At 63.8% G+C, this 25,514-nt stretch carries 21 protein-coding genes; 9 read left to right on the plus strand and 12 right to left on the minus strand.

Features of this window, described 5'->3' with window-relative positions; all coding sequences use genetic code 11:
• The first annotated feature begins 56 nt into the window (after nt 1-56).
• Complete coding sequence (locus ACK56M_RS23825; protein ID WP_015271640.1) at nt 57-932, plus strand: LysR substrate-binding domain-containing protein; 876 nt, start codon at nt 57-59, stop codon at nt 930-932.
• Nucleotides 933-1,030: 98 nt separating this feature from the next.
• Here the strand turns inward: ACK56M_RS23825 and ACK56M_RS23830 are convergent, their stop codons facing one another.
• Complete coding sequence (locus tag ACK56M_RS23830) at nt 1,031-1,645, minus strand: NAD(P)-dependent oxidoreductase (RefSeq protein ID WP_015271641.1); 615 nt, start codon at nt 1,643-1,645, stop codon at nt 1,031-1,033.
• A 27-nt stretch (nt 1,646-1,672) separates the two neighbouring features.
• Entirely contained in the window at nt 1,673-2,548 is an 876-nt protein-coding gene (locus ACK56M_RS23835) for an MBL fold metallo-hydrolase (protein WP_054571989.1), read from the minus strand.
• Nucleotides 2,549-2,651: 103 nt separating this feature from the next.
• On the opposite strand from ACK56M_RS23835, the gene ACK56M_RS23840 reads away from it, so the two are divergent.
• Nucleotides 2,652-3,557, plus strand: a complete 906-nt coding sequence (locus tag ACK56M_RS23840) for a LysR family transcriptional regulator (protein ID WP_015271643.1) — start codon at nt 2,652-2,654, stop codon at nt 3,555-3,557.
• A 25-nt stretch (nt 3,558-3,582) separates the two neighbouring features.
• On the opposite strand, the gene ACK56M_RS23845 is transcribed toward ACK56M_RS23840, so the two are convergent.
• Nucleotides 3,583-4,452 (minus strand): oxaloacetate decarboxylase, encoded by an 870-nt coding sequence (locus tag ACK56M_RS23845; protein ID WP_411959101.1) that lies wholly within the window; start codon nt 4,450-4,452, stop codon nt 3,583-3,585.
• Between the two features lie 440 nt (nt 4,453-4,892).
• On the opposite strand from ACK56M_RS23845, the gene ACK56M_RS23850 reads away from it, so the two are divergent.
• Complete coding sequence (locus ACK56M_RS23850) at nt 4,893-6,344, plus strand: MDR family MFS transporter (RefSeq protein ID WP_054571990.1); 1,452 nt, start codon at nt 4,893-4,895, stop codon at nt 6,342-6,344.
• Between the two features lie 221 nt (nt 6,345-6,565).
• Here ACK56M_RS23850 and ttgR read toward each other — a convergent pair whose 3' ends face one another.
• The gene (gene ttgR / locus ACK56M_RS23855; protein WP_013974034.1) at nt 6,566-7,198 is read right to left on the minus strand and encodes an efflux transport transcriptional regulator TtgR; all 633 of its coding nucleotides are present in this window, start codon (nt 7,196-7,198) and stop codon (nt 6,566-6,568) included.
• 258 nt (nt 7,199-7,456) lie between these two features.
• On the opposite strand from ttgR, the gene ttgA reads away from it, so the two are divergent.
• From ttgA to ACK56M_RS23885, 6 genes are all read left to right on the plus strand, one after another.
• The gene (gene ttgA, locus ACK56M_RS23860) at nt 7,457-8,611 is read left to right on the plus strand and encodes a toluene efflux RND transporter periplasmic adaptor subunit TtgA (protein WP_013974035.1); all 1,155 of its coding nucleotides are present in this window, start codon (nt 7,457-7,459) and stop codon (nt 8,609-8,611) included.
• 3 nt (nt 8,612-8,614) lie between these two features.
• Nucleotides 8,615-11,767 (plus strand): multidrug efflux RND transporter permease subunit TtgB, encoded by a 3,153-nt coding sequence (gene ttgB / locus ACK56M_RS23865; RefSeq protein ID WP_015271645.1) that lies wholly within the window; start codon nt 8,615-8,617, stop codon nt 11,765-11,767.
• On the plus strand, nt 11,764-13,221 hold the full coding sequence (locus ACK56M_RS23870) for an AdeC/AdeK/OprM family multidrug efflux complex outer membrane factor (RefSeq protein ID WP_013974037.1): 1,458 nt from the start codon (nt 11,764-11,766) through the stop codon (nt 13,219-13,221). The genes ttgB and ACK56M_RS23870 overlap by 4 nt, the downstream gene beginning before the upstream one ends.
• Before the next feature lie 299 nt (nt 13,222-13,520).
• Nucleotides 13,521-14,777, plus strand: coding sequence for an OprD family porin (locus ACK56M_RS23875; protein ID WP_015271646.1), 1,257 nt, complete (start codon nt 13,521-13,523; stop codon nt 14,775-14,777).
• Between the two features lie 183 nt (nt 14,778-14,960).
• Nucleotides 14,961-15,884: a LysR family transcriptional regulator gene (locus ACK56M_RS23880; RefSeq protein WP_015271647.1), complete on the plus strand. Its 924-nt coding sequence runs from the start codon at nt 14,961-14,963 to the stop codon at nt 15,882-15,884.
• Nucleotides 15,885-16,076: 192 nt separating this feature from the next.
• Entirely contained in the window at nt 16,077-16,601 is a 525-nt protein-coding gene (locus tag ACK56M_RS23885) for a DUF962 domain-containing protein (RefSeq protein WP_015271648.1), read from the plus strand.
• A gap of 113 nt (nt 16,602-16,714) precedes the next feature.
• Here ACK56M_RS23885 and pcaC read toward each other — a convergent pair whose 3' ends face one another.
• The 8 genes from pcaC to ACK56M_RS23925 all read right to left on the minus strand — a co-directional run bounded on the left by pcaC (nt 16,715) and on the right by ACK56M_RS23925 (nt 25,186).
• A complete protein-coding gene (gene pcaC / locus ACK56M_RS23890) occupies nt 16,715-17,110 on the minus strand; it encodes a 4-carboxymuconolactone decarboxylase (RefSeq protein WP_015271649.1) in 396 nt (131 codons plus the stop codon).
• A gap of 10 nt (nt 17,111-17,120) precedes the next feature.
• Complete coding sequence (pcaD, locus tag ACK56M_RS23895) at nt 17,121-17,912, minus strand: 3-oxoadipate enol-lactonase (RefSeq protein ID WP_015271650.1); 792 nt, start codon at nt 17,910-17,912, stop codon at nt 17,121-17,123.
• Nucleotides 17,913-17,923: 11 nt separating this feature from the next.
• Nucleotides 17,924-19,276 carry a 3-carboxy-cis,cis-muconate cycloisomerase gene (locus ACK56M_RS23900; RefSeq protein WP_054571992.1) on the minus strand — a complete coding sequence of 451 codons (1,353 nt, stop codon included), beginning with the start codon at nt 19,274-19,276 and terminating at the stop codon, nt 17,924-17,926.
• A 9-nt stretch (nt 19,277-19,285) separates the two neighbouring features.
• On the minus strand, nt 19,286-20,575 hold the full coding sequence (locus ACK56M_RS23905; protein WP_015271652.1) for an MFS family transporter: 1,290 nt from the start codon (nt 20,573-20,575) through the stop codon (nt 19,286-19,288).
• Nucleotides 20,576-20,764: 189 nt separating this feature from the next.
• Nucleotides 20,765-21,970, minus strand: coding sequence for a 3-oxoadipyl-CoA thiolase (pcaF, locus tag ACK56M_RS23910; RefSeq protein ID WP_169774743.1), 1,206 nt, complete (start codon nt 21,968-21,970; stop codon nt 20,765-20,767).
• Nucleotides 21,967-22,746, minus strand: a complete 780-nt coding sequence (locus tag ACK56M_RS23915; RefSeq protein ID WP_123084928.1) for a CoA-transferase subunit beta — start codon at nt 22,744-22,746, stop codon at nt 21,967-21,969. Before ACK56M_RS23915 ends, pcaF begins: the two co-directional genes overlap by 4 nt.
• Nucleotides 22,743-23,603 carry a CoA transferase subunit A gene (locus tag ACK56M_RS23920; protein ID WP_015271654.1) on the minus strand — a complete coding sequence of 287 codons (861 nt, stop codon included), beginning with the start codon at nt 23,601-23,603 and terminating at the stop codon, nt 22,743-22,745. The genes ACK56M_RS23915 and ACK56M_RS23920 overlap by 4 nt, the downstream gene beginning before the upstream one ends.
• Nucleotides 23,604-23,833: 230 nt before the next feature.
• On the minus strand, nt 23,834-25,186 hold the full coding sequence (locus tag ACK56M_RS23925; protein ID WP_411959102.1) for an MFS transporter: 1,353 nt from the start codon (nt 25,184-25,186) through the stop codon (nt 23,834-23,836).
• Between the last annotated feature and the right edge of the window lie 328 nt (nt 25,187-25,514).

The raw sequence follows: 25,514 nt of genomic DNA on the forward strand, positions 1-25,514 counted from the left end.
CGCCACAATGCAAAAAAACACATACTAGCCATGTCCTGCAATCATGGCTCAGCACAATGAAACGCCTCCCGCCCCTGCCCGCCCTGCATACCTTCCTGGTCACTGCCCAGCACTGCAATTTCACCCGTGCCGGGCAGCAGTTGCATATCACCCAGGGCGCCGTCAGCCGGCAGATCGCGGCCCTCGAAGAGCATCTGGGCTATGCCTTGTTCCAGCGCCAGGCCCGTGGGTTGAGCCTGACCCGTGAAGGCCAGGACTGGCTGCCAAGGGTGCAACAGGTATTTGCGCTGATTGAACAAGGGGTGCGCGAGGTGGGTGGGCGCAGCACTACCTTGCAGCTCAAGGCACCGACCTGCGTGATGCGCTGGCTGCTGCCACGCCTGATGGAATGGCAGGCGCTACGCCCGGATGTACCGGTGGAGCTGACCACCACGGTGCAACATGGAGTTGACTTTCGCCGCGAGGGTTTCGATGCGGCGGTGGTGTATGGCGATGCGCCGAACCACGGGCTGCGCGTGCGCAAGCTGTTCGATGAGCAGCTGACGCCGGTTTGCGCGCCGTCACTGCGCGAGGGGCCGGTGCCGTTGCAGCAGGTCGAGGACCTGGCGCGACACATGCTGCTGCACCCCTCGCGGAATGAGCATGACTGGCGGTTGTGGCTGCAGGCAGCCGGGGCAACGCTGGCCATTCAAGGCCCGAAGCAGCATTTCGAGACGCTGGACATGGCAATGGCCATGGCCTCGCAGGGCACCGGTGTGGCCATCGGCGACTGGTCGCTGATCGGCGATGACTTGCGCGGGGGGCGGTTGTGCATGCCGTTTGCGCTGAAGGTGATGACCGGCAAGGGGTATTACCTGGTGAGCCAGGCCAAGAGCTTGCCGGCGGGGTTGGGGGAGTTGCTGGATTGGCTGGAACACCAGGCCAGCCAGTGAGGGCCTCTTCGCGGGCACGCCCGCTCCCACAGGTACAGCACAGATTCCAAGACCTTTGCTTTACCTGTGGGAGCGGGCGTGCCCGCGAAGCAGGCGACTCAATAGCCGACAGTGAAACGCTGCCGCGAATGCGCCGGCTTTTCCAGTTCGTCGAGCATGGCAATCGCGTAATCGGCAAAGGTGATCCAGCTCTTGCCATCCGCGCCGATCAACAGATGATCCTTGCCCAGCTTGTAATGCCCGCTGCGCTCACCTTCAACGAACTCCGCCGACGGCGACAGGAAGGTCCAGTCCAGGTTCGGCTCCCGTTGCAACGCTTCCAGAAAACGCACCCCGGCAGTGGCCTCGGCCTTGTATGCCTCGGGGAAGTCCGGGCTGTCGATCACCCGATGCCCAGACGGCAGCAACAGGCTGCCGGCCCCACCTACCACCAGCAGGCGCCTGACCCTGGCCCGCTTGACCGGCTCGATGATGGCGTGTGGCTCGATGGTCGAGAAATGCGCCGCACTCAGCACCGCATCCACACCCGCGACCGCCGCTTGCAGGGCTGCGCTGTCCTTGGCATCCAGCGCCTTGACGGTCACCCCCTCCCGCCCCTGCAACCGCGACGGGTCGCGGGCGATGGCCAGCACACTGTGACCACGGCGTAGGGCCTCCTCCAGCAACTGGCTGCCAGCGCGGCCGGTGGCACCGATGATTGCAATCTTGCTCATGGGATACTCTCCATCAGTTGAACGGAACTACCACTTCATCTCGCCCTTGGCGACCTTGGCCCCCAGCTCCAGCGAGCTTTCATCGGCCAGGCTCGGGTAACGTCGCTTCATCGCCGCGATCAACGCACCGGCGTCTTTCGCCTGGGCGGTCTCGGCATCGAAGTCACGAATGTAGTTCGCCGTGAAATGCACGGCCTCCAGCGATCGACTGCTGCCCCCCAGGTAATGTCCGGGGATGACCGTACGCGGCGCCAGCGCTTCGATGTGCGCCAGGGTGCCGAGCCAGTCGGCGTGGGACTTGGTCGTTTGCGTGTCGGCCATCCACACATGAATGTTCTCCGACACCACCACGCCACCGACCACCGCCTTGATCGACGGGATCCACACAAAACTGCGGTCAGGTTGCGAGCCGTCGAGGCCGACCACCTCAAGGTCCTGCCCTTCCAGCGTCAGGCGGTTGCCTTCGAGCACCTGTGGCAGCACCAGCCGCGCCGGCTTGTCCGCGCCCATCTGCGGGCCCCAGTAGGCCAGCTTGGCATCCTTGGTCTGGCGGATATGGGCAACCGTGGCGGCCGACGCCAGCACCTTGGCGTCCGGGAAGGCCTGGGTCAGGGTATCCAGGCCGAAGTAGTAGTCCGGGTCGCCATGGCTGATGTAGATAGTGGTCAGCTGCTTGCCGCCTGCCCGCAGGCGCTGCACCAGCTGCTCGGCCTGGGCCTTGCCGAACTGGGCATCGACGAGGATGGCGTCGTGCTCGCCGCTGACGATCACCGAACTGACCGGGAAGATCGCCTCATGCCCGGGGTTGTAAACCTCCAGCCGCAAGGGGTCGGCAGCCAGCGCCGGGCCGGCCAGGGTCACACAGGCCAGCAGCAGGCCACGCAGAGGAGTGAAAAGAGACATCGCAAACGCCCGTCAGATGAACAATGCCCAACAGCTTAGTTGCCTAATCCGTGACAAAAAATGCGATGCTCGAACATAGTTTGTTTCTGAAACCGGGCAAATCATGGACCGTCTCAACGCCATGCGCGTTTTCGTCACCGTCGTCGACCTGGGCAGCCAGTCGGCGGCGGCGGATCATCTGCAACTGTCCCGGCCGGTGGTTTCGCGCTACCTGGCAGAGCTGGAAGACTGGGTTGGCGCACGGCTGATGCAGCGCACCACACGCAAGCTCAGCCTCACCGCCGCCGGCCAGGAAACCCTGCCCCGCTGCCGGCAATTGCTGGAATTGGCTGGCGACCTGCAGGCCGCGGTGCAGCAGCCGGATGACGCGCCCAAGGGCGCGCTGCGCATCAGCGTCAGCACCTCATTCGGCCAGGCCCAACTGGTGGATGCTGTGGCCGATTACGTCCGACGCTACCCTGGGGTGAAGGTGGAACTACAGATGCTCGATCGCACGGTCAACCTGGTGGACGAGCGCATCGACCTGGCCATACGCACCAGCAATGACCTGGACCCCAACCTGATCGCCCGGCGCCTGAGCGTATGCCGCTCGGCTGTGTGTGCGGCACCGGCCTACCTGCGCGAGCACGGCACGCCGCAACGGGTCGAGGAACTGAGCCGGCACAACTGCCTGACACATGCCTACTTCGGCCACAGCCTGTGGCATTTCGAGGTAGCCGGCCAGCAAGTCGCCGTGCCAGTGGCGGGGAACATCAGTGCCAACGAGGCGATGACACTGCAGAAGGCGGCGCTGGCCGGCGCAGGTATCGCCATGCTGCCGACCTACCAGGCCGCGCAGGCCCTGCGCCGGGGTGAACTGGTGCGCCTGCTGCCCGAAGCCAGGCCACGCGAGCTGAACCTGAATGCGGTATACACCTCACGCAAGCACATGCCGGCGACCTTGCGCAGCATGCTGGATTTTCTTGTGCAGCGGTTCAAGGACGAACCGGAGTGGGATCAGGACTTGTAAGGCCGCTCCTACAGGAATGGCACTGTCACTCCTCGACGCTCATGTACTCCTTGGCCCAGCGGATGTAGTCCTCGGGCTGGGTGTAGGTGTGCGAGAGTTCGGTGGCGCTGAGGTTTTCCGACTTGTTCTGCTGGCCGCGCTGCAGCCGCAGGCAATCGTAGGTGGCCTTGATGGCGGCAAAGTAGGCCGCGTGACCATCGACGACGATGCGCACGCCCATGCGTGCCAGGCGCTCGTCGTCACGCAGGTTCGGGTTGCCGTAGGTCACCAGCATCAATGGCACCGTCAGGTGCTCGGCAATCTGCTCGAGTTGCTCGAAGTCCTTCACCCCCACCATGCAGATGCCATCGGCTCCGGCCTTCTGGTAGCTCTGGGTACGCACGATGATTTCTTCGGTGGTGAGCACGCCAGCGTTGGTCCGGGCAATGATCGACAGCGACGAATCGACCCGTGCCTCCAGCGCCGCACGGATCTTGCCTACGCCCTCTTCAACCGGGATCAGGTCGGTGGACTTGCGCCCGAACTGGGCAGGCAGCAGGGTGTCCTCGATGGTCAGCGCAGCCACGCCGGCGCGCTCCAGTTCGATGACCGTGCGCATGACGTTCAGCGCGTTGCCATAGCCATGGTCGGCGTCAGCCAGCACCGGCAGTTGTGCCACACGACCAATACGGGTGGCCTGCTCGACGAACTCGCTGAGGGTGATCAGGGCGAAGTCCGGTGCAGCCAGTACCTGCAGCGAAGCGACGGAGCCACCGAGGATGCCGACCTCGAAGCCCAGGTCTGCGGCAATGCGTGCCGACATCGGGTCGAACACCGATGCGGTGTGATAACAGGAACCTGAAGCGAGCAGCTCGCGGAAGGCAAAACGCAGATCTTGATGGGAAGCCTTGGGCATGATCACTCCGCAAAATAAGTTGAAATTCGAACGGTAACTACCGACCCCTGTAATCGGGTCTACCTGGCCTGTTCCAACCGTCGCCATCTGGGCGGTCATGCTCGACATGCAGGCAGAGGAATAAAAGGTGTGGGAGACAGCGGCGCAAAAACCTGCGGCATAATGTTGCACCAAGGTGGTGCAAAGCCCCGATTTTCAGCCTCTGTGGCATACCAACGATATCACGCAGCCATGCAGCACTGAACGAATGCGCCAATGCCGATCTTGCATAGGGGATGCAGATAGTGGATAGGAAGCTACCTAACTCAGGTTACAATTTCGGGGCCCCTTCGCGGGCACGCCCGCTCCCACAGGTACACCACAGCCTTCAAGCCCTGTGTTGTACCTGTGGGAGCGGGCGTGCCCGCGAAGAGGCCTCAACCGATAAACAAGGTATCCCCGTGACCGCCGCCCTGCCCCCCACCACCCTGCGCAACGTGCTCACCGCCCTGATGCTGGCGATCTTCCTCGGCGCCCTGGACCAGACCATCGTTGCCGTCTCCCTGCCGGCGATCTCGGCGCAGTTCAACGATGTCGGCCTGCTGGCCTGGGTCATCTCCGGCTACATGGTGGCGATGACCGTGGCCGTGCCGATCTACGGCAAGCTGGGCGACCTGTACGGGCGGCGCAGGATGATCCTCACCGGCATCAGCCTGTTCACCCTGGCCTCGATCGCCTGCGCCCTGGCCCAGGACATGCAACAGCTGGTGCTGGCCCGGGTACTGCAGGGCATCGGTGCCGGTGGCATGGTCTCGGTGAGCCAGGCGATCATCGGCGACTTCGTACCCCCACGAGAGCGCGGCCGCTACCAGGGATACTTCAGCAGCATGTACGCGGTGGCCAGTGTCGCCGGCCCGGTGCTGGGCGGCTGGTTGACCGAATACCTGTCATGGCGCTGGGTGTTCTGGATCAACCTGCCGCTGGGGCTGGTTGCACTGTGGGCGATCCGCCGCGCCCTCGGCGGCATGCCGGTGCAGCGCCGCGAGGCGCAGGTGGATTACCTGGGTGCCGTTTTGCTGATTCTCGGCCTGGGTAGCCTGTTGCTGGGCATTACCCTGGTCGGCCAGGGCCACGCCTGGGTCGACCAGGCCGTGCTGGCCTTGTTCGCCTGCGCCGCGCTGGGCTTGATGCTGTTCATCGCCCATGAGCGCCGCTGCCCGGAGCCGCTGCTGCCGCTCGGCCTGTTCGGCAATCGCGTGGCGGTGCTGTGCTGGGGCGTGATCTTCTTCGCAAGCTTCCAGTCGATCTCCCTGACCATGCTTATGCCGTTGCGCTACCAGGGCATCACCGGTGCCGGCGCCGACAGTGCTGCCCTGCACCTCCTGCCGCTGGTGATGGGGCTGCCCATGGGTGCCTTCACCGGCGGGCGCATGACTAGTCTGACCGGGCGCTACAAGCCGCAGATTCTGGCCGGCGCACTGCTGATGCCACTGGCCATTTTCGCCATGGCGCTGACCCCGCCGCAGTCGGTCTTGCTCAGTGCACTGTTCATGCTGCTGACCGGCATCGCTTGCGGGCTGCAGTTTCCGACCTCGCTGGTAGGCACACAAAGCGCGGTGGACAGCAAGGACATCGGCGTGGCCACCAGCACCACCAACCTGTTCCGCTCGCTAGGTGGGGCCATGGGGGTGGCGTGCATGTCCAGCCTGCTGCTGGCGCTGCTGCACCAGGGCGGGTTCGAGTCGCTGGGTAATCCGTTGCTGGGGAGCCTGAAGGCCGGTGAAGTGGACCTGGTGACACAGGGGCGGTTGCTCGAGACGTTCCGGCAGTTGTTGATGGGGAGTGCCGGGGTAGCCGTGCTGGGACTGTTTGCAGCGTTTGCATTGCCCGACCGGCAACTGCGCGGACGCTAGAAGCTACGCGATCTCTGTGGGAGCGGCCTTGTGTCGCGAAAGGGCCGCGACGCGGCCCCAGGATTTCAGCAGTGATGCACAAATTGCCGGGGCTGCTGCGCAGCCCTATCGCGACACAAGGCCGCTCCCACAGGATCTGTGATTTGTTCAAGGTCATCCGGAAGCATTAATCCCCCCTTAACACAAAGGGGTAACACTCCCTCACAATCCTTAACAAAGTGTCATTTGCGCAGAGCCGGGCTCAAGCGCAGCATATCCAGCCCGGTGTCGACCCATTTTTCGACATCCTTCAACAAATCGACACTGTCAGGCAGCAACAGCCAGCGCCCGATCAGGCCATCGACATAGGCGAACATGGCCACCGCCGCGCGCTCGACATCAAGCTCGCCTGGCAACTGGCCCCGGCGCACGGCATTGGCCAACGCCAGGGTGATGCCCTTGTGGCAATCCAGCACAGCAGCCTGGCGCTGCTGGCGAATTTCACACATGTCATCGGTGAACTCGCACTTGTGATGCAGGATTTCGTTGATACGCCTGGTTCGGGCATCGAGCACCAGCTCGTTGAACACTTGCAGCAACAGCTTGCGCATGCAGCCAAGCGGGTCCACTTCGTCCTCGCTTTCGCTCGCCCGCGCCAGGTGGTCATGGGTTTCATGCAGGCTGTCGAGCAACGCCTGCACCAACTCGGCCTTGTTGTTGAAATGCCAGTAGATCGCTCCTCGCGTCACACCCGCCAGTTCGGCGATGTCGGCCAGGGTGGTTCGCGCAACCCCGCGCTTGTAGAAGGCCTTTTCCGCCGCCTCGATGATCTGGGCGCGGGTTTCCTGGGCTTCTTCTTTGGTTCGACGGACCATGGCAGTACAAACCTCATCTGCCCCGAACGCGCGGCGCGTGCGGGGAACACTCCGGGGGCACCTCTGCAGGGTGCCTCGCGGGGGAGCTAATCAAGAGCTGTGGCAGTACCCGAGTACAACCCAGCGGTATTTACAAACAACCATGAATGTAAGTATATTCCTTAGCAAGCTATTTATCCACCGGATAGCAATTTTTCCAGATCAAGACTCTTCCATTACTCTTGAGCGTCTCCCAGCTCCAGCGACCCGAGGATCCTCATGCAATTCAAGCCAGCCGTTACCGCTCTGGTTTCCGCCGTCGCCCTGGCAACCCTGCTCAGTGGCTGTAAGAAAGAAGAAGCAGCGCCAGCGGCGCAGGCTCCTCAGGTCGGCGTCGTGACCATCCAGCCCCAAGCCTTCACCCTGACCTCGGAATTGCCGGGGCGTACCACTGCCTACCGCGTCGCCGAAGTGCGCCCGCAGGTCAACGGCATCATCCTCAAGCGCCTGTTCAAGGAAGGCAGTGAGGTCAAGGAAGGCCAGCAGCTGTACCAGATCGACCCTGCCGTGTACGAAGCCAACCTGGCCAATGCCCAGGCCAACCTGCAGGCCACCCGCTCGCTGGCCGAGCGCTACAAGCAGCTGATCGACGAACAGGCTGTCTCCAAGCAGGAATACGACGACGCCAATGCCAAACGATTGCAGGCCGAGGCTTCGCTCAAAAGCGCGCAGATCGACCTGCGCTACACCAAGGTCCTGGCACCGATCAGCGGCCGTATCGGCCGTTCTTCGTTCACCGAAGGTGCACTGGTGAGCAATGGCCAGGCCAACGCCATGGCCACCATCCAGCAACTCGACCCGATCTACGTCGACGTCACCCAGTCCACCGCCGAACTCCTCAAGCTGCGCCGTGACCTGGAAAGCGGCCAGCTGCAGAAGGCCGGCGACAACGCCGCCTCGGTGCAGCTGGTGCTGGAAGACGGCAGCCTGTTCAAGCAGGAAGGCCGCCTGGAGTTCTCCGAAGTCGCGGTCGACGAGACCACCGGCTCGGTCACCCTGCGCGCCCTCTTCCCCAACCCCGATCACACCCTGCTGCCAGGCATGTTCGTGCATGCGCGGCTCAAGGCCGGGGTCAACGCCAACGCCATCCTGGCCCCGCAACAGGGCGTGACCCGCGACCTGAAAGGCGCGCCGACCGCGCTGGTGGTCAACCAGGAGAACAAGGTCGAACTGCGCCAGCTCAAGGCCAACCGTACCCTGGGCAGCGACTGGCTGATCGAGGAAGGCCTGAACCCGGGTGACCGCCTGATCACCGAAGGGCTGCAGTACGTGCGCCCGGGCGTCGAGGTCAAGGTCAGCGAAGCCACCAACGTCAAGAAGCCGGCCAGCCCTGTTCAGGCCAACGCGGCGAAAGCAGACGCCAAAGCGGAGTAAACCATGTCGAAGTTCTTTATCGATCGCCCGATCTTCGCCTGGGTGATCGCCCTGGTGATCATGCTGGTCGGCGCCTTGTCGATCCTGAAGCTGCCGATCAACCAGTACCCCAGCATCGCGCCGCCGGCCATCGCCATCGCCGTGACCTACCCGGGCGCCTCGGCGCAAACCGTACAGGACACCGTGGTACAGGTGATCGAGCAGCAGCTCAACGGTATCGACAACCTGCGTTATGTGTCGTCGGAAAGTAACTCTGACGGCAGCATGACCATTACCGCCACCTTCGAGCAGGGCACCAACCCAGACACCGCGCAGGTGCAGGTGCAGAACAAGCTGAACCTGGCTACCCCGCTGCTGCCGCAGGAAGTGCAGCAGCAAGGTATCCGCGTCACCAAGGCAGTGAAGAACTTCCTTCTGGTGATCGGCCTGGTGTCCGAAGACGGCAGCATGACCAAGGACGACCTGGCCAACTACATCGTCTCCAACATGCAGGACCCGATCTCGCGTACCGCGGGTGTGGGTGACTTCCAGGTGTTCGGTGCGCAGTACGCCATGCGTATCTGGCTCGATCCGGCCAAGCTGAACAAGTTCCAGCTGACCCCGGTCGACGTCAAGACCGCCGTGGCCGCGCAGAACGTGCAGGTATCCTCCGGCCAGCTCGGCGGCCTGCCGGCCATGCCGGGTACCCAGCTGAACGCTACCATCATCGGCAAGACCCGCCTGCAGACTGCCGAGCAGTTCGAGAAAATCCTGCTCAAGGTCAACAGCGACGGTTCGCAGGTGCGTCTGGGTGATGTCGCCCAGGTTGGCCTGGGTGGTGAAAACTATGCCGTCAGCGCCCAGTTCAACGGCAAGCCGGCCTCCGGCCTGGCAGTTAAACTGGCTACCGGTGCCAACGCCCTGGACACCGCCAAGGCCCTGCGCCAGACCATCGCCGACCTGGAACCGTTCTTCCCGCCTGGGGTGAAAGCGGTATTCCCGTATGACACCACCCCGGTGGTCACCGAATCGATCAGTGGCGTTATCCACACCCTGATCGAAGCCGTGGTCCTGGTGTTCCTGGTGATGTACCTGTTCCTGCAGAACTTCCGCGCCACCATCATCACCACCATGACCGTACCGGTTGTGTTGCTGGGTACCTTCGGCATCCTTGCCGCTGCCGGCTTCAGCATCAACACCCTGACCATGTTCGCCATGGTCCTGGCCATCGGCTTGCTGGTGGACGACGCCATCGTCGTGGTGGAGAACGTCGAGCGGGTGATGTCCGAGGAAGGCTTGCCGCCCAAGGAAGCGACCAAGCGCTCGATGGAGCAGATCCAGGGTGCCCTGGTGGGTATCGCCCTGGTGCTGTCGGCGGTACTGCTGCCCATGGCGTTCTTCGGCGGCTCCACAGGTGTGATCTACCGGCAGTTCTCCATCACCATCGTCTCGGCCATGGGCCTGTCGGTGCTGGTGGCGCTCATCTTCACCCCGGCCCTGTGCGCCACCATGCTCAAGCCGCTGAAGAAGGGCGAGCACCATGTGGCCAAGCGCGGCTTCTTTGGCTGGTTCAACCGCAACTTCGACCGCAGCGTAACCGGCTACGAGCGCAGCGTGGGCACCATCCTGCGCAACAAGGTACCGTTCCTGCTGGCCTACGCGCTGATCGTGGTCGGCATGATCTGGCTGTTCGCCCGCATCCCTACCGCGTTCCTGCCGGAAGAAGACCAGGGCGTATTGTTCGCCCAGGTACAGACCCCGGCCGGCTCCAGTGCCGAGCGCACCCAGGTGGTGGTCGACCAGATGCGTGAGTACCTGCTCAGCGAAGAGGCCGACACCGTGGCTTCGGTGTTCACCGTCAACGGCTTCAACTTCGCCGGCCGTGGCCAGAGCTCGGGTATGGCATTCATCATGCTCAAGCCGTGGGATGAACGCTCCAAGGAAAACAGCGTGTTCGCCCTTGCCCAGCGCGCCCAGCAGCACTTCTTCACCTTCCGCGATGCGATGGTGTTCGCCTTTGCCCCGCCTGCGGTGCTCGAACTGGGTAACGCCACCGGCTTCGACGTGTTCCTGCAGGACCGCGGCGGTGTCGGCCATACCAAGCTGATGGAAGCGCGCAACCAGTTCCTGGCCAAGGCCGCGCAGAGCAAGATCCTCAGCGCCGTGCGCCCGAACGGCCTGAACGACGAGCCGCAGTACCAGCTGACCATCGATGACGAGCGTGCCAGCGCCCTGGGTGTGACCATCGCCGACATCAACAACACCCTGTCGATTGCCTTGGGTGCCAGCTACGTCAACGACTTCATCGACCGTGGCCGGGTCAAGAAGGTGTATATCCAGGGCGAGCCGAACGCGCGGATGAGCCCGGAAGACCTGCAGAAGTGGTACGTGCGCAATGGCGCCGGCGAAATGGTGCCGTTCTCCTCCTTCGCCAAGGGCGAATGGACCTACGGTTCGCCGAAGCTGTCGCGTTACAACGGCGTCGAGGCAATGGAAATCCTCGGTGCTCCGGCCCCGGGCTACAGCACCGGTGAAGCCATGGCCGAGGTCGAGCGCATTGCTGGCGAACTGCCAAGCGGCATCGGCTTCTCCTGGACCGGCATGTCCTACGAGGAAAAACTCTCCGGTTCGCAGATGCCGGCACTGTTCGCCCTCTCGGTACTGTTCGTGTTCCTGTGCCTGGCAGCCCTGTACGAAAGCTGGTCGATCCCGATCGCCGTGGTACTGGTAGTACCGCTGGGTATCATCGGTGCCCTGATCGCCACCAGCCTGCGCGGGTTGTCCAACGACGTGTACTTCCTGGTCGGCCTGTTGACCACCATCGGCCTGGCGGCGAAAAACGCCATTCTGATCGTCGAGTTCGCCAAGGAACTGCACGAGCAAGGCCGCAGCCTGTACGACGCGGCGATCGAGGCGTGCCGCATGCGTCTGCGCCCGATCATCATGACCTCGCTGGCGTTCATCCTCGGCGTGGTACCGTTGACTATCGCCAGCGGCGCCGGCGCCGGCAGCCAGCATGCCATCGGTACTGGCGTGATCGGCGGCATGATCAGTGCGACCGTGCTGGCTATCTTCTGGGTACCACTGTTCTTCGTCGCAGTGTCGTCACTGTTCGGCAGCAAAGAGCCGGAAAAAGACGTCACCCCTGAAACTCCACGTTATGAGGCTGGGCAATGACCAAGTCTTTGTTGTCCCTGGCAGTAACCGCTTTCATTCTTGGCGGCTGCTCGCTGATCCCTGACTACCAGACCCCGGAATCGCCGGTGGCTGCGCAGTGGCCGCAAGGCCCGGCTTACTCGCCGACGCAGTCGGCGGAGGTTGCCGCCGCCGAACAGGGCTGGCGTCAGTTCTTCCACGACCCGGCCCTGCAGCAGCTGATCCAGACCGCGCTGGTGAACAACCGCGACCTGCGCGTTGCCGCGTTGAACATCGACGCCTACCGTGCGCAGTACCGCATCCAGCGTGCCGACCTGTTCCCTGCGGTTTCGGCCAACGGTAGCGGCAGCCGCCAGCGCGTACCGGCGAACATGTCGCAGACGGGCGAAGCGGGCATCACCAGCCAGTACTCGGCCACCCTGGGCGTCAGCGCCTATGAGCTGGACCTGTTCGGCCGCGTACGCAGCCTGACCGAGCAGGCCCTGGAAACCTACCTGTCCAGCGAACAGGCGCGTCGCTCCACGCAGATCAGCCTGGTGGCCAGCGTGGCCAACGCCTACTACACCTGGCAGGCCGACCAGGCGCTGTTCAAGCTGACCGAAGAAACGCTGAAGACCTACGAGGAAAGCTACAACCTCACCCGTCGCAGCAACGAAGTCGGCGTAGCCTCGGCACTCGACGTCAGCCAGGCGCGTACCGCCGTGGAAGGCGCCCGGGTCAAGTACTCGCAGTACCAGCGCCTGGTCGCCCAGGACGTCAACAGCCTGACCGTGCTGCTGGGCACCGGCATTCCCGCCGACCTGGCCAAGCCGCTGGAGCTCAATGCCGACCAACTGGCCGAAGTACCGGCCGGCCTGCCGTCGGACATCCTCCAGCGTCGCCCGGACATCCAGGAAGCCGAGCACCTGCTCAAGGCCGCCAATGCCAACATTGGCGCGGCCCGCGCAGCGTTCTTCCCGAGCATCAGCCTGACCGCCAATGCCGGCAGCCTGAGCCCCGACATGGGCCACCTGTTCTCGGGCGGCCAGGGCACCTGGCTGTTCCAGCCGCAGATCAACCTGCCGATCTTCAACGCCGGCAGCCTGAAGGCCAGCCTGGACTACTCGAAGATCCAGAAGGACATCAACGTCGCCAAGTACGAAAAGACCATCCAGACCGCGTTCCAGGAAGTCTCCGATGGCCTGGCGGCGCGCAAGACCTTCGAAGAGCAGCTGCAGGCGCAACGCGACCTGGTGCAGGCGAACCAGGACTACTACCGCCTGGCCGAACGCCGCTATCGCATCGGTATCGACAGCAACCTGACCTTCCTCGACGCGCAGCGCAACCTGTTCAGCGCCCAGCAGGCACTGATCGGCGACCGCTTGTCGCAGCTGACCAGCGAGGTCAACCTGTACAAGGCGCTTGGCGGTGGTTGGTACGAGCAGACCGGGCAGGCCAACAACCAGCAGGCAGCGGTGGAAGCACCGAAGAGCTGATTGAAGCTGTCAAAGCATCAAGCCCACCCTCGCGGTGGGCTTTTTGTTTTGTGTTGCCTGGACCAGCCTCTTCGCGGGCTCGCCCGCGAAGAGGCCAGCACAGGAAAAACAATTAACCAACCAGAACATTCCGTTCGATTATCGCCCGTTTCCGTTTGTGGCGAATTGCCTCACCCCTGCCCTACCCCGCACCATCCTCCCCACGCAACGTTGCCCCGGTTCATCCCAAAAGACCCGCACCTGCAGGCCGCATCCTGCAGCGTACCGGCTCGCCCATAAAAACAAGAGATCCACGACAGATGAGCACTTTGCAACCCGCACGCCAGCTGCTGCCCGGCCTGTTGGCCATGTCCTGCGCACTCCCCGTGTTCGCCGCCGACGAAGGTGGTTTCCTGGAGGACGCCAAGGCCACCCTCAACCTGCGCAACTTCTACATCAACCGCAACTTCGTCGACCCGGCCCACCCGCAGGCCAAGGCCGAGGAGTGGACGCAGAGCTTCATCCTCGACGCCCGCTCCGGCTTCACCCAGGGCACCGTCGGTTTCGGCGTGGACGTACTGGGCCTGTACTCGGTCAAGCTCGACGGCGGCAAAGGCACCACCAACACCCACCTGCTGCCGGTGCACGATGATGGCCGCCCGGCCGATGACTTCGGCCGCCTGGGCGTGGCACTGAAAGCCAAGCTGTCCGAAACCGAGCTGAAAGTGGGTGAATGGATGCCGGTACTGCCGATCCTGCGCTCGGACGATGGCCGCTCGCTGCCGCAGACCTTCCGCGGCGGCCAGCTGACCTCGAAGGAAATCGCCGGACTGACCCTGTACGCCGGCCAGTTCCGCGGCAACAGCCCGCGCAACGACGCCAGCATGGAAGACATGTCGATGAACGGCAAGGCAGCGTTCACCTCCGACCGTTTCAACTTTGGCGGCGGCGAATACACCTTCAACGACAAGCGCACCATGATCGGCCTGTGGAATGCTCAGCTCAAGGACATCTACCGCCAGCAGTACCTCAACCTGGTGCACAGCCAACCCCTGGGCGACTGGACCCTGGGCGCCAACCTGGGCTACTTCATCGGCAAGGAAGACGGCGCCGAACGCGCTGGCGAACTGGACAACCGCACCGCCTCGGCCATGCTCTCGGCACGCTATCAGGGCCACACCATCTACGTCGGCCTGCAGAAAGTCAGCGGCGACGACGCCTGGATGCGGGTGAACGGCACCAGCGGCGGCACTCTGGCAAACGACAGCTACAACTCCAGCTTCGACAACGCCAAGGAACGCTCATGGCAGGTGCGCCATGACTTCAACTTCGCCACCGTCGGCGTGCCAGGCCTGACCCTGATGAACCGCTACATCAAGGGTGACAACGTGACCGCAGGCGGTGTGGACGATGGCAAGGAATGGGCGCGGGAAACCGAGTTGGCCTATGTGGTGCAGTCGGGCAGCTTCAAGGACCTGTCGGTGAAGTGGCGCAACTCCACCATGCGCCGGGACTTCAGCACCAACTCGTTCGATGAGAACCGGTTGATCCTGAGTTACCCGCTGAATCTCCTCTGAATTCTTCGCGGGACCGCACCAGCCTTGAAACCTGTGCGGTCCCTGTGGGAGCGGGCATGCCCGCGAAGAGGCCAGAAGCTACAACAAATAACCCTAAGCTATAAACAAATCAATAAACCTTCTTTGACGACATATGCAGCAACCGCTTGAATAGGCCCCTGATCCCCGCCCCAGAGCCATGACATGGACCTCCGTCAGCTGCGCTACTTCATCGCCCTCACCGAATACCGCAGCTTCGTCCGTGCCGCCGAGGCCATGGGCATCACCCAACCCGCCTTCAGCCGTGCCATACAGAGTCTGGAACACAGCTTCGGCTGCCCACTGGTCGACCGCGCCAGCAAAGCCCTGCCGCCCACCCCCGAAGGCCTGGTGGTGCTGCAACATGCCCGGCGCCTGGTACAAGGTGCCGCGCAGCTGAGCAACGAAGTGCTGCAGATGACCAAGCTCGACGCCGGCGAGTTGCATTTCGGCAGCGGCCCGGCGCTGGCCGTGCGCCTGGTGCCCGATGCCCTGCGCCACTTTCTCGAACGCCACCCGGGCATCCGCACCTCACTGCTGGTAGACAACGCCGAACGCCTCGGCCAGGCCCTGCGCCGCGAGCAGATCGAATTTTTCGTCGACGATATCCGACCGTTCGAAGCCGATCCCAACTTTCACACCGAGCCCCTTTCAACGCGCCCCGGCCTGTTCTTCTGCCGCCCGGGGCACCCATTGCTGGCCAAGGACAGCCTGTCGACCAACGACCTGTTCAGCTACCCGCTGGCCAGCGCCCTGCTCGCCCCCGGTGTGCGCAAGCGCCTGGCCAACCTGAGCGGGCGCAGCGATTTCACCCCGCACCTGCAAACCGAGCACCTGGCCGTGCTGCGCAGTGTGGTGCAAGCCAGCGATGCCATCGGCACCGCCAGCGAGGAAGCAGTTGCCGAAGACCTGGCCAGCGGCCGGCTGGTGCGCCTGCACTGGCGCAACCTGCCACCGGCGCTGGAAGTGCTGAGTGTGCGCTGTGGCGTGGTCAGCCGCAGCGGTTACCGGCTGTCGCCGGCGGCGCGAGCGATGATCGAGACGCTGGTGGGGCTGGATATGCCAGTGCGGGCTGCTGCCATTCGCTGAGCTGATGATGGTGGCAGGAGCGGGCTATCCTGAGCTATATCGGTCGCCTGTACCGCCCCATTCGCGGGTGAACCCGCTCCCACAGGTACAGCGCAGCCCTCAGGAGTTGTAGTGACTCTGTGGGAGCGGATTTACCCGCGAAGAGGCCGGAACAGCAATACACCTCGATCAGGCAACCAGGGAGGCACAACAATGAAAACCCTCGTCGACCACCTGAGCCAATACGCCAGCTACCACCGCGACCCACGCAACATCGCCACCCACTTCGTCGGCATCCCGATGATCGTGCTGGCGGTCACTATCCTGCTGTCGCGCCCAGGCTGGGAGGTAGCCGGCATGTGGCTGTCCCCTGCCCTGCCTGCGGCGGCGGCCTCGGTCTGGTTCTACCTGCGCCTGGACCTGCGCTTCGGCCTGGTGATGGGGTTGTTGCTTGGGCTATGCCTGTGGGTCGGCCAGGTGCTGGCGATGCAGACGACAGCGCTGTGGCTCGGCACCGGGCTGGGAGCGTTCGTGGTGGGCTGGATCATCCAGTTCGTCGGCCATTACTACGAAGGCCGCAAACCGGCGTTTGTCGACGATGTCAGCGGATTGATCATCGGGCCGTTGTTCGTGGTGGCAGAAGCGGCATTCATGCTCGGCCTGTGCCCGGCCCTGAAGCAAGCCGTGGAAAGCAACGCCGGCCCAGTGGCCATGCGGCAGAAGAATGCGGCCATGTAAACATTCCATGGCCCAATCGCCGGCAAGCCAGCTCCCACAGGAACTGCACTGCCCTCAAGCCTGATGCAATCCCTGTGGGAGCTGGCTTGCCGGCGATTGGGCCGGTACAGCCATTACTGCTGTCGCGACTCCACACCCAGCTCATCCCACACCGACTCAGCCATGTGGAAGGTGGCATTGGCCGCCGGAATGCCGCAATAGATCGCGCTCTGCATCAGCACTTCCTTGATCTCGTCGCGGGTCACGCCGTTGTTGGCCGCCGCGCGCAGGTGCAGCCTCAGCTCGTCGTTGCGGTTCATGCCAATCAGCATGGCGATGGTGATCAGGCTACGGGTATGGCGCGGCAGGCCCGGGCGGGTCCAGATGTCACCCCAGGCGTGGCGGGTGATCATCTCCTGGAACTCGCCGTTGAATTCGTTGAGCTTCTCCAGGCTGCGGTCCACGTGGGCATCGCCAAGCACTGCGCGGCGTACTTGCATGCCGGCGTCGTAACGTTGTTTCTCGTCCATGGCGGTATCCTCAGTGAGCCAGCAGGAAGTCGAGCACACGGCGGCTGAACGCCTCGCCGATCTCGACGTTGGACAGGTGCGCCGCCGGGAAGTCGACGTACTCGGCACCCGCGATACCGGCCTGCATGAAGCGGCCGTGCTCCGGAGTGGTCACCACGTCCTCGGTACCGGCAACGATCAGCGCCGGCACCTGGATACGGCCCAGTTGCTCGCGGTAATCGGCATCACGCACCGCCGCGCAGTTGCCGGCATAACCTTGCGGGCTGGTTTGCGCCAGCATCTGGCAGATGCGCTGGGCCTGCGCTGGCTGGGCCTGGGCGAAGCCTGGGGTGAACCAGCGGGCGATGGAGGCATCGCGCAGGTCGACCATGGCCTGCTGCCCGCCCTTGAGCACGGTGTCGATACGGGTGTTCCACACCTCGTCGTTGGCGATCTTGGCGGCGGTGTTGCACAGGGTCAGGCTGTGCAGGCGCTCGCCGGCGTTGATGCCCAGCCACTGGCCGATCAAGCCGCCCATCGACAGGCCGACGAAGTGCGCCTTGGCGATATCCAGGCCATCGAGCAGGGCCAGCACGTCACGGCCCAGCTGTTCGATGCTGTAGGGGCCTTCAGTGACCAGCGACCCACCGTGGCCACGGGTGTCGTAGCGCAGCACGCGCAAGTGCTGGCTCCACAGTGGAATCTGCGTGTCCCACATGCCCAGGTCGGTGCCCAGCGAGTTGGACAGGACCAGCACCGGGGCGTTTTCCGGGCCATCGATCTGGTAATTCAAAACGCCATCGGCCAGTTGCAAGTGCGCCACAGCGGTCTCCTTCAGGCAGTGAAACGTTGATGTTCGGACACGGCGCGCGCCACCCAGACGCGGGCCTGGCCCAGGTAATGGGCAGGGTCGAGCAAGCGATCGAGTTCTTCGGCAGACAGCTCGGCACTGACCTGCGGCTCTTCACCCAGCACGGTGCGCAGGTGGCGCTGTTCGGCCACAGCGCGCTGGCAGCACTGCTCCAGCAGGTGATGGGCGTGGTCGCGGCCCAGGCGCTGGGCGAGGACGATGCTCACCGCTTCGGCCAGCACCAGGCCCTGGGTCAGGTCGAGGTTACGGCGCATGCGCGCGGCATCCACTTCCATGCCCTCGGCAATCACCTGGGCCTGGCGCAGCGCACCAGATACCAGGCAGCAGATGTCCGGCAGGGTTTCCCATTCGGCATGCCACAGACCGAGGCTGCGCTCGTGCTCCTGGGGCATGGCGGCGAACAGCGTAGAGACCAGCCCCGGCACGCGGGTCGCGGCGCCGATCAGCACCGCGGCGCCGACAGGGTTGCGCTTGTGCGGCATGGTCGAAGACCCACCCTTGCCCGGCGCGGAAGGCTCGAACAGTTCCCCCGCCTCGGTCTGCATCAGCAAGCTGACATCGCGGCCGAACTTGCCCAGGCTACCAGCGATCAGGCCCAGCACCGAGGCAAACTCCACCAGGCGGTCGCGCTGGGTGTGCCAGGGCTGCTCGGGCAGGGTCAGCTTGAGCTGCTCGGCCAGGGCTTCGGCTACCGGCATCGCCTTGCTGCCCAACGCCGCCAGGCTGCCCGAGGCGCCGCCGAACTGCAGCACCAGCAAGCGTGGGCGCAGCTCCTGCAAGCGCTGGCGGTGACGGGTCAAGGCGCCCAGCACGCCGGCCAGTTTCATCCCCAAGGTCACGGGGGTGGCGTGCTGCAGCCAGGTGCGCCCCACCAGCGGCGTGTCGGCGTGCTGCAAAGCCTGGCGCGACAGGGTATCGGCGAGCTTGCCTAGATCGGCTTCGATCAGGTCGAGGGCAGCACGCAGTTGCAGGACCAGCCCGGTGTCCATCGCGTCCTGGCTGGTGGCGCCCAGGTGCACATAGCGCTCGGCTTCGGGCACGCCACTGGCAATCACCTTGCCCAACGCCTTCACCAGCGGGATCGCCGAGTTGCCAGCAGTGGCGATGGCATTGGCCAGCGCGCCAACGTCATAGCGCTCGGCGTGGCACGCCGCCTCGATGGCCGCTACAGCGCTATGCGGGACCAGCCCGGCAGCCGCCTCGGCACGCGCCAGCGCCGCCTCGAAATCGAGCATGCCCTGCAGGCGGCCACGGTCGGAGAAGATCTCGCGCATGGCCGGTGCGGTGAAGTAGGCGTCGAACAGTTGGTTGGTCATGCCACGTCCTTAATTATCGTGGTGCAGGTAGGCCGCCTGCTTCGGCAGGCGCAGGCTGAACAGGAAGGCAATCGCCATCATCGCCGTCACGTACCAGTAGAAAGTGTTTTCCATGCCCAGGGTCTTCAGGCCCAGGGCCACGTACTCGGCCGAACCGCCGAACGCCGCGTTCGCCACTGCATAGGCCAGGCCCACGCCCAGTGCGCGCACCTGCGGCGGGAACATCTCGGCCTTCACCAGGCCGCTGATCGAGGTATAGAAACTGACGATACACAACGCCAGGGTAATCAGCACGAAGGCCATGAACGGGCTGCTCACGGTTTTCAGCGCCATCAGCAACGGCACGGTAAACAGCGTCCCCAGGGCACCGAACAGCATCATCGAATTACGCCGACCGATGCGGTCGGAGAGCATGCCAAAGAACGGCTGTAGCACCATGAACAGGAACAGCGCACCGGTCATCACATAGCTGGCGTTCTTCGCGGTCATGCCAGCGGTGTTGACCAGGTACTTCTGCATGTAGGTGGTGAAGGTATAGAAGATCAGCGAACCGCCCGCGGTATAGCCGAGCACGGTGATGAAGGCCGCCGCATGGTCGCGGAACAGGCCCTTGATGGTGCCGGCATCCTTGTCCTGGCGGGTTTCGGCGCTGCTGGTCTCATGCAGCGAGCGGCGCAGCATCAGCGAGATCAGTGCGGCAATGGCACCGACCACGAACGGAATGCGCCAGCCCCAGGCGCGCAGCTCTTCTTCGGTGAGCAGTTGCTGCAGGATCACCACCACCAGCACCGCCAGCAACTGGCCGCCGATCAGGGTCACGTACTGGAACGAGGCGAAGAAACCGCGCTGGCCGCGCAGGGCTACTTCACTCATGTAAGTGGCAGTGGTGCCGTACTCGCCGCCTACCGACAGGCCCTGGATCAACCGGGCCAGCAAAAGCAGCGCCGGGGCCCAGGTGCCGATGCTGGCATAGGTAGGCAGGCAGGCGATCATCAGGGAGCCGAAGCACATCATCAGCACCGAGATCATCAGGGAATTCTTGCGACCATGGCGGTCAGCGAGGCGGCCGAAGATCCAGCCACCGATGGGGCGCATCAGAAAGCCCGCGGCGAACACGCCTGCCGTGTTCAATAACTGCACGGTGGGGTCGTCGGAGGGGAAGAAAGCCGGGGCAAAGTAGATCGCGCAGAAGGCATAGACGTAGAAGTCGAACCATTCCACCAGGTTGCCTGAAGAGGCACCAACGATAGCGAAGATGCGTTTGCTGCGTTCTTCGCCGGTGTAATAGGTTGAGGTCATGGTGAGTTTACTCCTGGAGGGTCGCAGGTAATTCTAGACACACCTGGTAACACACTCGTTCCGCTATCTGGCTGGCAACTGGCCTTGAGTCTGGCAGGACCGGCCTCTTCGCGGGCAAGCCCGCTCCCACAGCGGGAGGCGTGGTTCCCCCTGTGGGAGCGGATTTACCCGCGAAGAGGCCGGTACAAGTCAAACCCGCTCGATGGCCAGCGCCAAACCTTGGCCTACGCCCACACACATGGTCGCCAGGCCCTTACGCCCACCGCTCTTCTCCAGCTGGTGAAGCGCAGTCAACACCAGGCGCGCACCGCTCATGCCCAGCGGGTGGCCCAGGGCGATGGCACCGCCGTTGGGGTTCACCTGCGGTGCATCGTCGGCCACACCCAGCTCACGCAGCACCGCCAGACCTTGGCTGGCAAAGGCTTCGTTGAGCTCGATCACATCGAAATCATTCACCGCCACACCCAGGCGCTCGGTCAGCTTGCGTACTGCCGGCACCGGACCAATGCCCATCACTCGCGGTGCAACACCGGCGCTGGCCATGCCCAGTACGCGGGCACGTGGGGTCAGGCCGTGTTTCTTCACAGCCTCGGCCGAAGCCAGGATCAACGCCGCGGCACCGTCGTTCACGCCCGAGGCATTGCCAGCGGTGACGGTCTTGTCCGGGCCGTTGACCGGCTTGAGCTTGGTCAAGGCTTCCAGCGTGGTTTCCGGGCGCAGGTGTTCGTCACGCTCGACGATGGTCTCGCCCTTCTTGTGCGCGATACGCACCGGCACGATCTCTTCGGCGAAGAAGCCGGCGGCCTGTGCCGCAGCTGCCTTCTGCTGGCTGCGCAGGGCGAAGGCGTCCTGGTCGGCACGCGAAACCTGGTAATCGTCGGCCACGTTGTCGGCGGTTTCCGGCATGGAGTCCACACCGTACTGGCTCTTCATCAGCGGGTTGATGAAACGCCAGCCGATGGTGGTGTCTTCGAGCTTCATGTTGCGCGAATAGCCGCTTTCGGCCTTGCCCATGACGAACGGGGCACGCGACATCGACTCGACGCCTCCGGCAATCGCCAGCTCCATTTCGCCGCTGGCAATGGCGCGGAAGGCAGTGCCGATGGCATCCATGCCCGACGCGCACAGGCGGTTCAAGGTGACACCCGGAATGCTCTCCGGCAGGCCGGCCAGCAGCAGCGCCATGCGTGCCACGTTGCGGTTGTCTTCACCTGCCTGGTTGGCGCAGCCGAAGAACACTTCGTCAACCTGATCCCACTGCACGGTCGGGTTGCGCTCGATCAGCGCCTTCAGTGGCACAGCGGCCAGGTCGTCGGCCCGCACGCCGGCCAGGGCGCCACCGAAGCGGCCGATCGGGGTGCGAATGGCGTCACAGATGAATACGTCGCGCATCAGGCTTCTCCTGCGACCTGGCCATGGGCCGCGGCGGTACGGGCTTCGAGGTCACGCAGGGCGGACAGCTCGACTTCGGTCGGTTCGGCGGTGGTCTGCACATTGTCGGCAAAGCGGATCGCCCAGCCAGTGGCGGCGATGATTTGCTCGCGGGTCACACCCGGGTGGATCGCAGTGACGACGAATTCGTGGGTGCCGGCTTCCGGCTCCATGATGCACAGGTCGGTGATAATGCCGACCGGGCCGTCGCCTGGCAGGCCCAGGCGTTTGCGCGAGTCGCCGCCTTCACCGTGGCCAACCGAGGTGATGAAGTCCAGCTTGTCGACAAAGGCACGCGGCGACTGCTTGAGGATGATCAGTACCTGCTTGGCGGAACCAGCGATTTCCGGTGCGCCACCAGCACCTGGCAGGCGGGTTTTCGGGGCGTGGTAATCACCGACGACGGTAGTGTTGATGTTGCCGAAGCGGTCGACCTGGGCAGCGCCGAGGAAGCCGACGTCGATGCGCCCACCTTGCAGCCAGTAGCGGAAGATCTCGCCAGTCGGCACCACGGTGTCGGCGGTTTCGGCCAGCTCGCCGTCGCCGATAGACAGCGGCAGCACGCTTGGCTTGGCGCCGATCGGGCCGGATTCGTAGATCAGCACCACGTCTGGCGAAGATGTCAGGCGCGCCAGGTTGGCAGCCTTGGACGGCAGGCCGATGCCGACGAAGCACACAGCACCGTTGCGCAGGCGACGGGCTGCAGCGACGGTCATCATTTCGGAAGTGGAGTAGCTCATTGTGCGGCCTCCGCAGTGCTGGCCAACTTGGCCTTGAATTCGTTGAAATCGGCAGTGCCACGGATGTAGGTGTCGATCCAGGCGGTGAACGATTCGCGGCTACGCGCGATCGGGTCCCAGGCCTGGTAGAAGCGGTTGTCACGCTCGTAGTAGCCGTGGGCATAGGACGGGTGCGCACCGCCAGGTACCAGGCACACCGCGCTCAGGGCCCAGGTCGGCAGCACACAGGCGTTCATCGGGGCCTGCAGGTCGTCGACGATTTCCTCGACGGTGACGATGCAGCGCTTGGCGGCCAGGGCGGCTTCCTTCTGCACGCCGAGGATGCCCCACAGCAGCACATTGCCTTTGCGGTCGGCCTTTTGCGCGTGGATCACGGTCACATCCGGGCGCACCGACGGCACGGCTGCCAGCACTTCACCGGTGAACGGGCAGGTGACGCTCTTGATCAGCGGGTTGACCTTCGGCAGGTCGGAGCCGGCGTAGGCACGCAGCACGGCGAACGGCAGGCCAGAAGCACCGGCGACATAGGCGTTTGCCAGGTCGGCATGGCTGTGTTCTTCGATTTCGATGGCGTGTGGCCACTGCTTCTCGACGGCATCACGCAGGCGGTGCAGCGAACCGACACCTGGGTTACCACCCCAGGAGAAGATCAGCTTGCTGGCGCAGCCGGCGCCGATCAGCTGGTCGTAGATCAGGTCCGGAGTCATGCGCACCAGGGTCAGGTCGCGCTTGCCCTGACGGATGATCTCGTGGCCGGCGGCAGTCGGGATCAGGTGGGTGAAACCTTCGAGGGCGACGGTATCGCCATCCTGGATGAACTGCTTCACGGCTTCGTGAAGCGGGAGAATTGCAGCCATTTGGAGACTCCTGGTCAGGGTGCTTCGGTGAGCTCAGATTAAGGAGACTGGTGGGTGGCTTACAATCCGATAATCGACTATTTGTGCGATTATCGAACCATTTGTTGTCCTGCTACTCATTCACTAACGTGTCGAATTCTTCGCAGCACAAGGCTGCTCCTACAGCGGGCGGCGTCGCCTTTGTAGGAGCAGCCTTGTGCTGCGAAGGGCCGCAAAGCGGCCCTCGGGCTTCAGGTCGCGTCAGCGTGGCTCACCAGCCCTTTCACGATCACACCCACGGTCGCCAACCCCGCCGGCACCAGCAATGCCGTCAGCACCTGTTCGAAGTTCCAGCCCAGCCCGAGCAGCGTCGCACCACTCCAGGCCCCGAGAATCGCACCGAAGCGGCCGATACCCAGCATCCACGATACCCCTGTGGCGCGGCCCTGTGTCGGATAGAAGCGCGCCGCCAGCGAAGGCATCGCCGATTGGGCACCGTTCACGCACATGCCGGCAACCAGCACCAGCGTGGCCAATACGGTGATGTTGCCCAGGCTCTGCCCCACGGCGTAGGCGAACACCCCGGCCAGCAGGTAGAAAATGCCGATCACCTTGTGCGGATTGAAGCGGTCCATGGCCCAACCCACACCGACGGCGCTCAGCACGCCACCGAACTGGAACAGTGCGCCGATGAAGGCAGCCTGTTCCATGCTCGCGCCGCTGTCGCGCATCAAGGTTGGCAACCAGCTGGTCAGCAGATAGACGATCACAAGGCCCATGAAATAGGTCAGCCACAACAGCATGGTGCCCATGCCGTAGGTACCGGAGAAGATCAGCACGAACACGTTGCGCGCGGCCACCGCCTTCTGTTCCGGCACGCTGAAACTGCCCGCCTCGGCCACCACCTGCGGCGCGATGGGCGACAAGGTCTGGCGCACCTTGTCGGTGCCCCGATTGCGCACCACCAGGAACCGCGCCGACTCCGGCAGCCACACCATCAGCACCAGCGCCAGCGCCAGCAGCAACGGCAGCACGCCACCGATCACCAGCAGGCTGTGCCAGCCGTAGGCCGGGATCATCTTGGCGGAAATGAAACCACCACCGGCCATGCCCAGGTTGAAGCCGCAGAACATGCTGGTCACCAGCAGCGACTTGAGGCGCTCGGGGGTATATTCAGACAATAGCGTGGTGGCGTTGGGCATACCTGCACCAAGGCCCAGGCCAGTCAGGAAGCGCAACACCAGCAACTGATCGACGTTGGTGGCATAGGCCGAGGCCAGGCTGAAGCCACCGAATACCAGCACTGCGCCCACCAGCACGCCCTTGCGGCCAAAACGGTCCGCCAGCGGGCCGGAGCCGAGGGCACCGAAAACCATACCGATCAATGCAGCACTCATGACCGGGCCGAGGCTGGCGCGGTCTATCCCCCACTCCTGCGAAAGGGCCGGGGCGATGAAGCCCATGGCGGCGGTGTCCAGGCCATCGAGGAAGACGATCAGGAAGCACAGCAACACTACCCGCCATTGGTAGCGGGACAGCGGCTGCTGATTGATGAACGACTGGACGTCGAGGCTATTGCCGACGTTGGTTTGCGCTTGATTCATTATTGTTTTCCAGAATGAGGGGCACAGCCAGCCCACTGCACGCGATCAAACGGTACAGAGGACGATGATTTGGGGAATGCAGCCGGCGTCAGCCTGGATATAACGGTACTGCGCGCGGGTGCGGCCGCGGCAGCGAGGGGACAGTATTCATGTTAAGTGCCTCTTATGTTTTTCTTGTTCGGTCGGCACAGCCGACCGTTGCGAGAGACATTAATCAGCGAGCGGAGGCGGCGCAATTCACCGCGAACGACACTGTGCGTTTATCGCACAGGAAAGGGTTTTGCCTGTTCTAAATTTGAAAGTGGCGCGCTGTGCGCCCCTTCGGGGC

The organism is Pseudomonas sp. s4, from assembly GCF_046764235.1.
Taxonomy (GTDB): domain Bacteria; phylum Pseudomonadota; class Gammaproteobacteria; order Pseudomonadales; family Pseudomonadaceae; genus Aquipseudomonas; species Aquipseudomonas asiatica.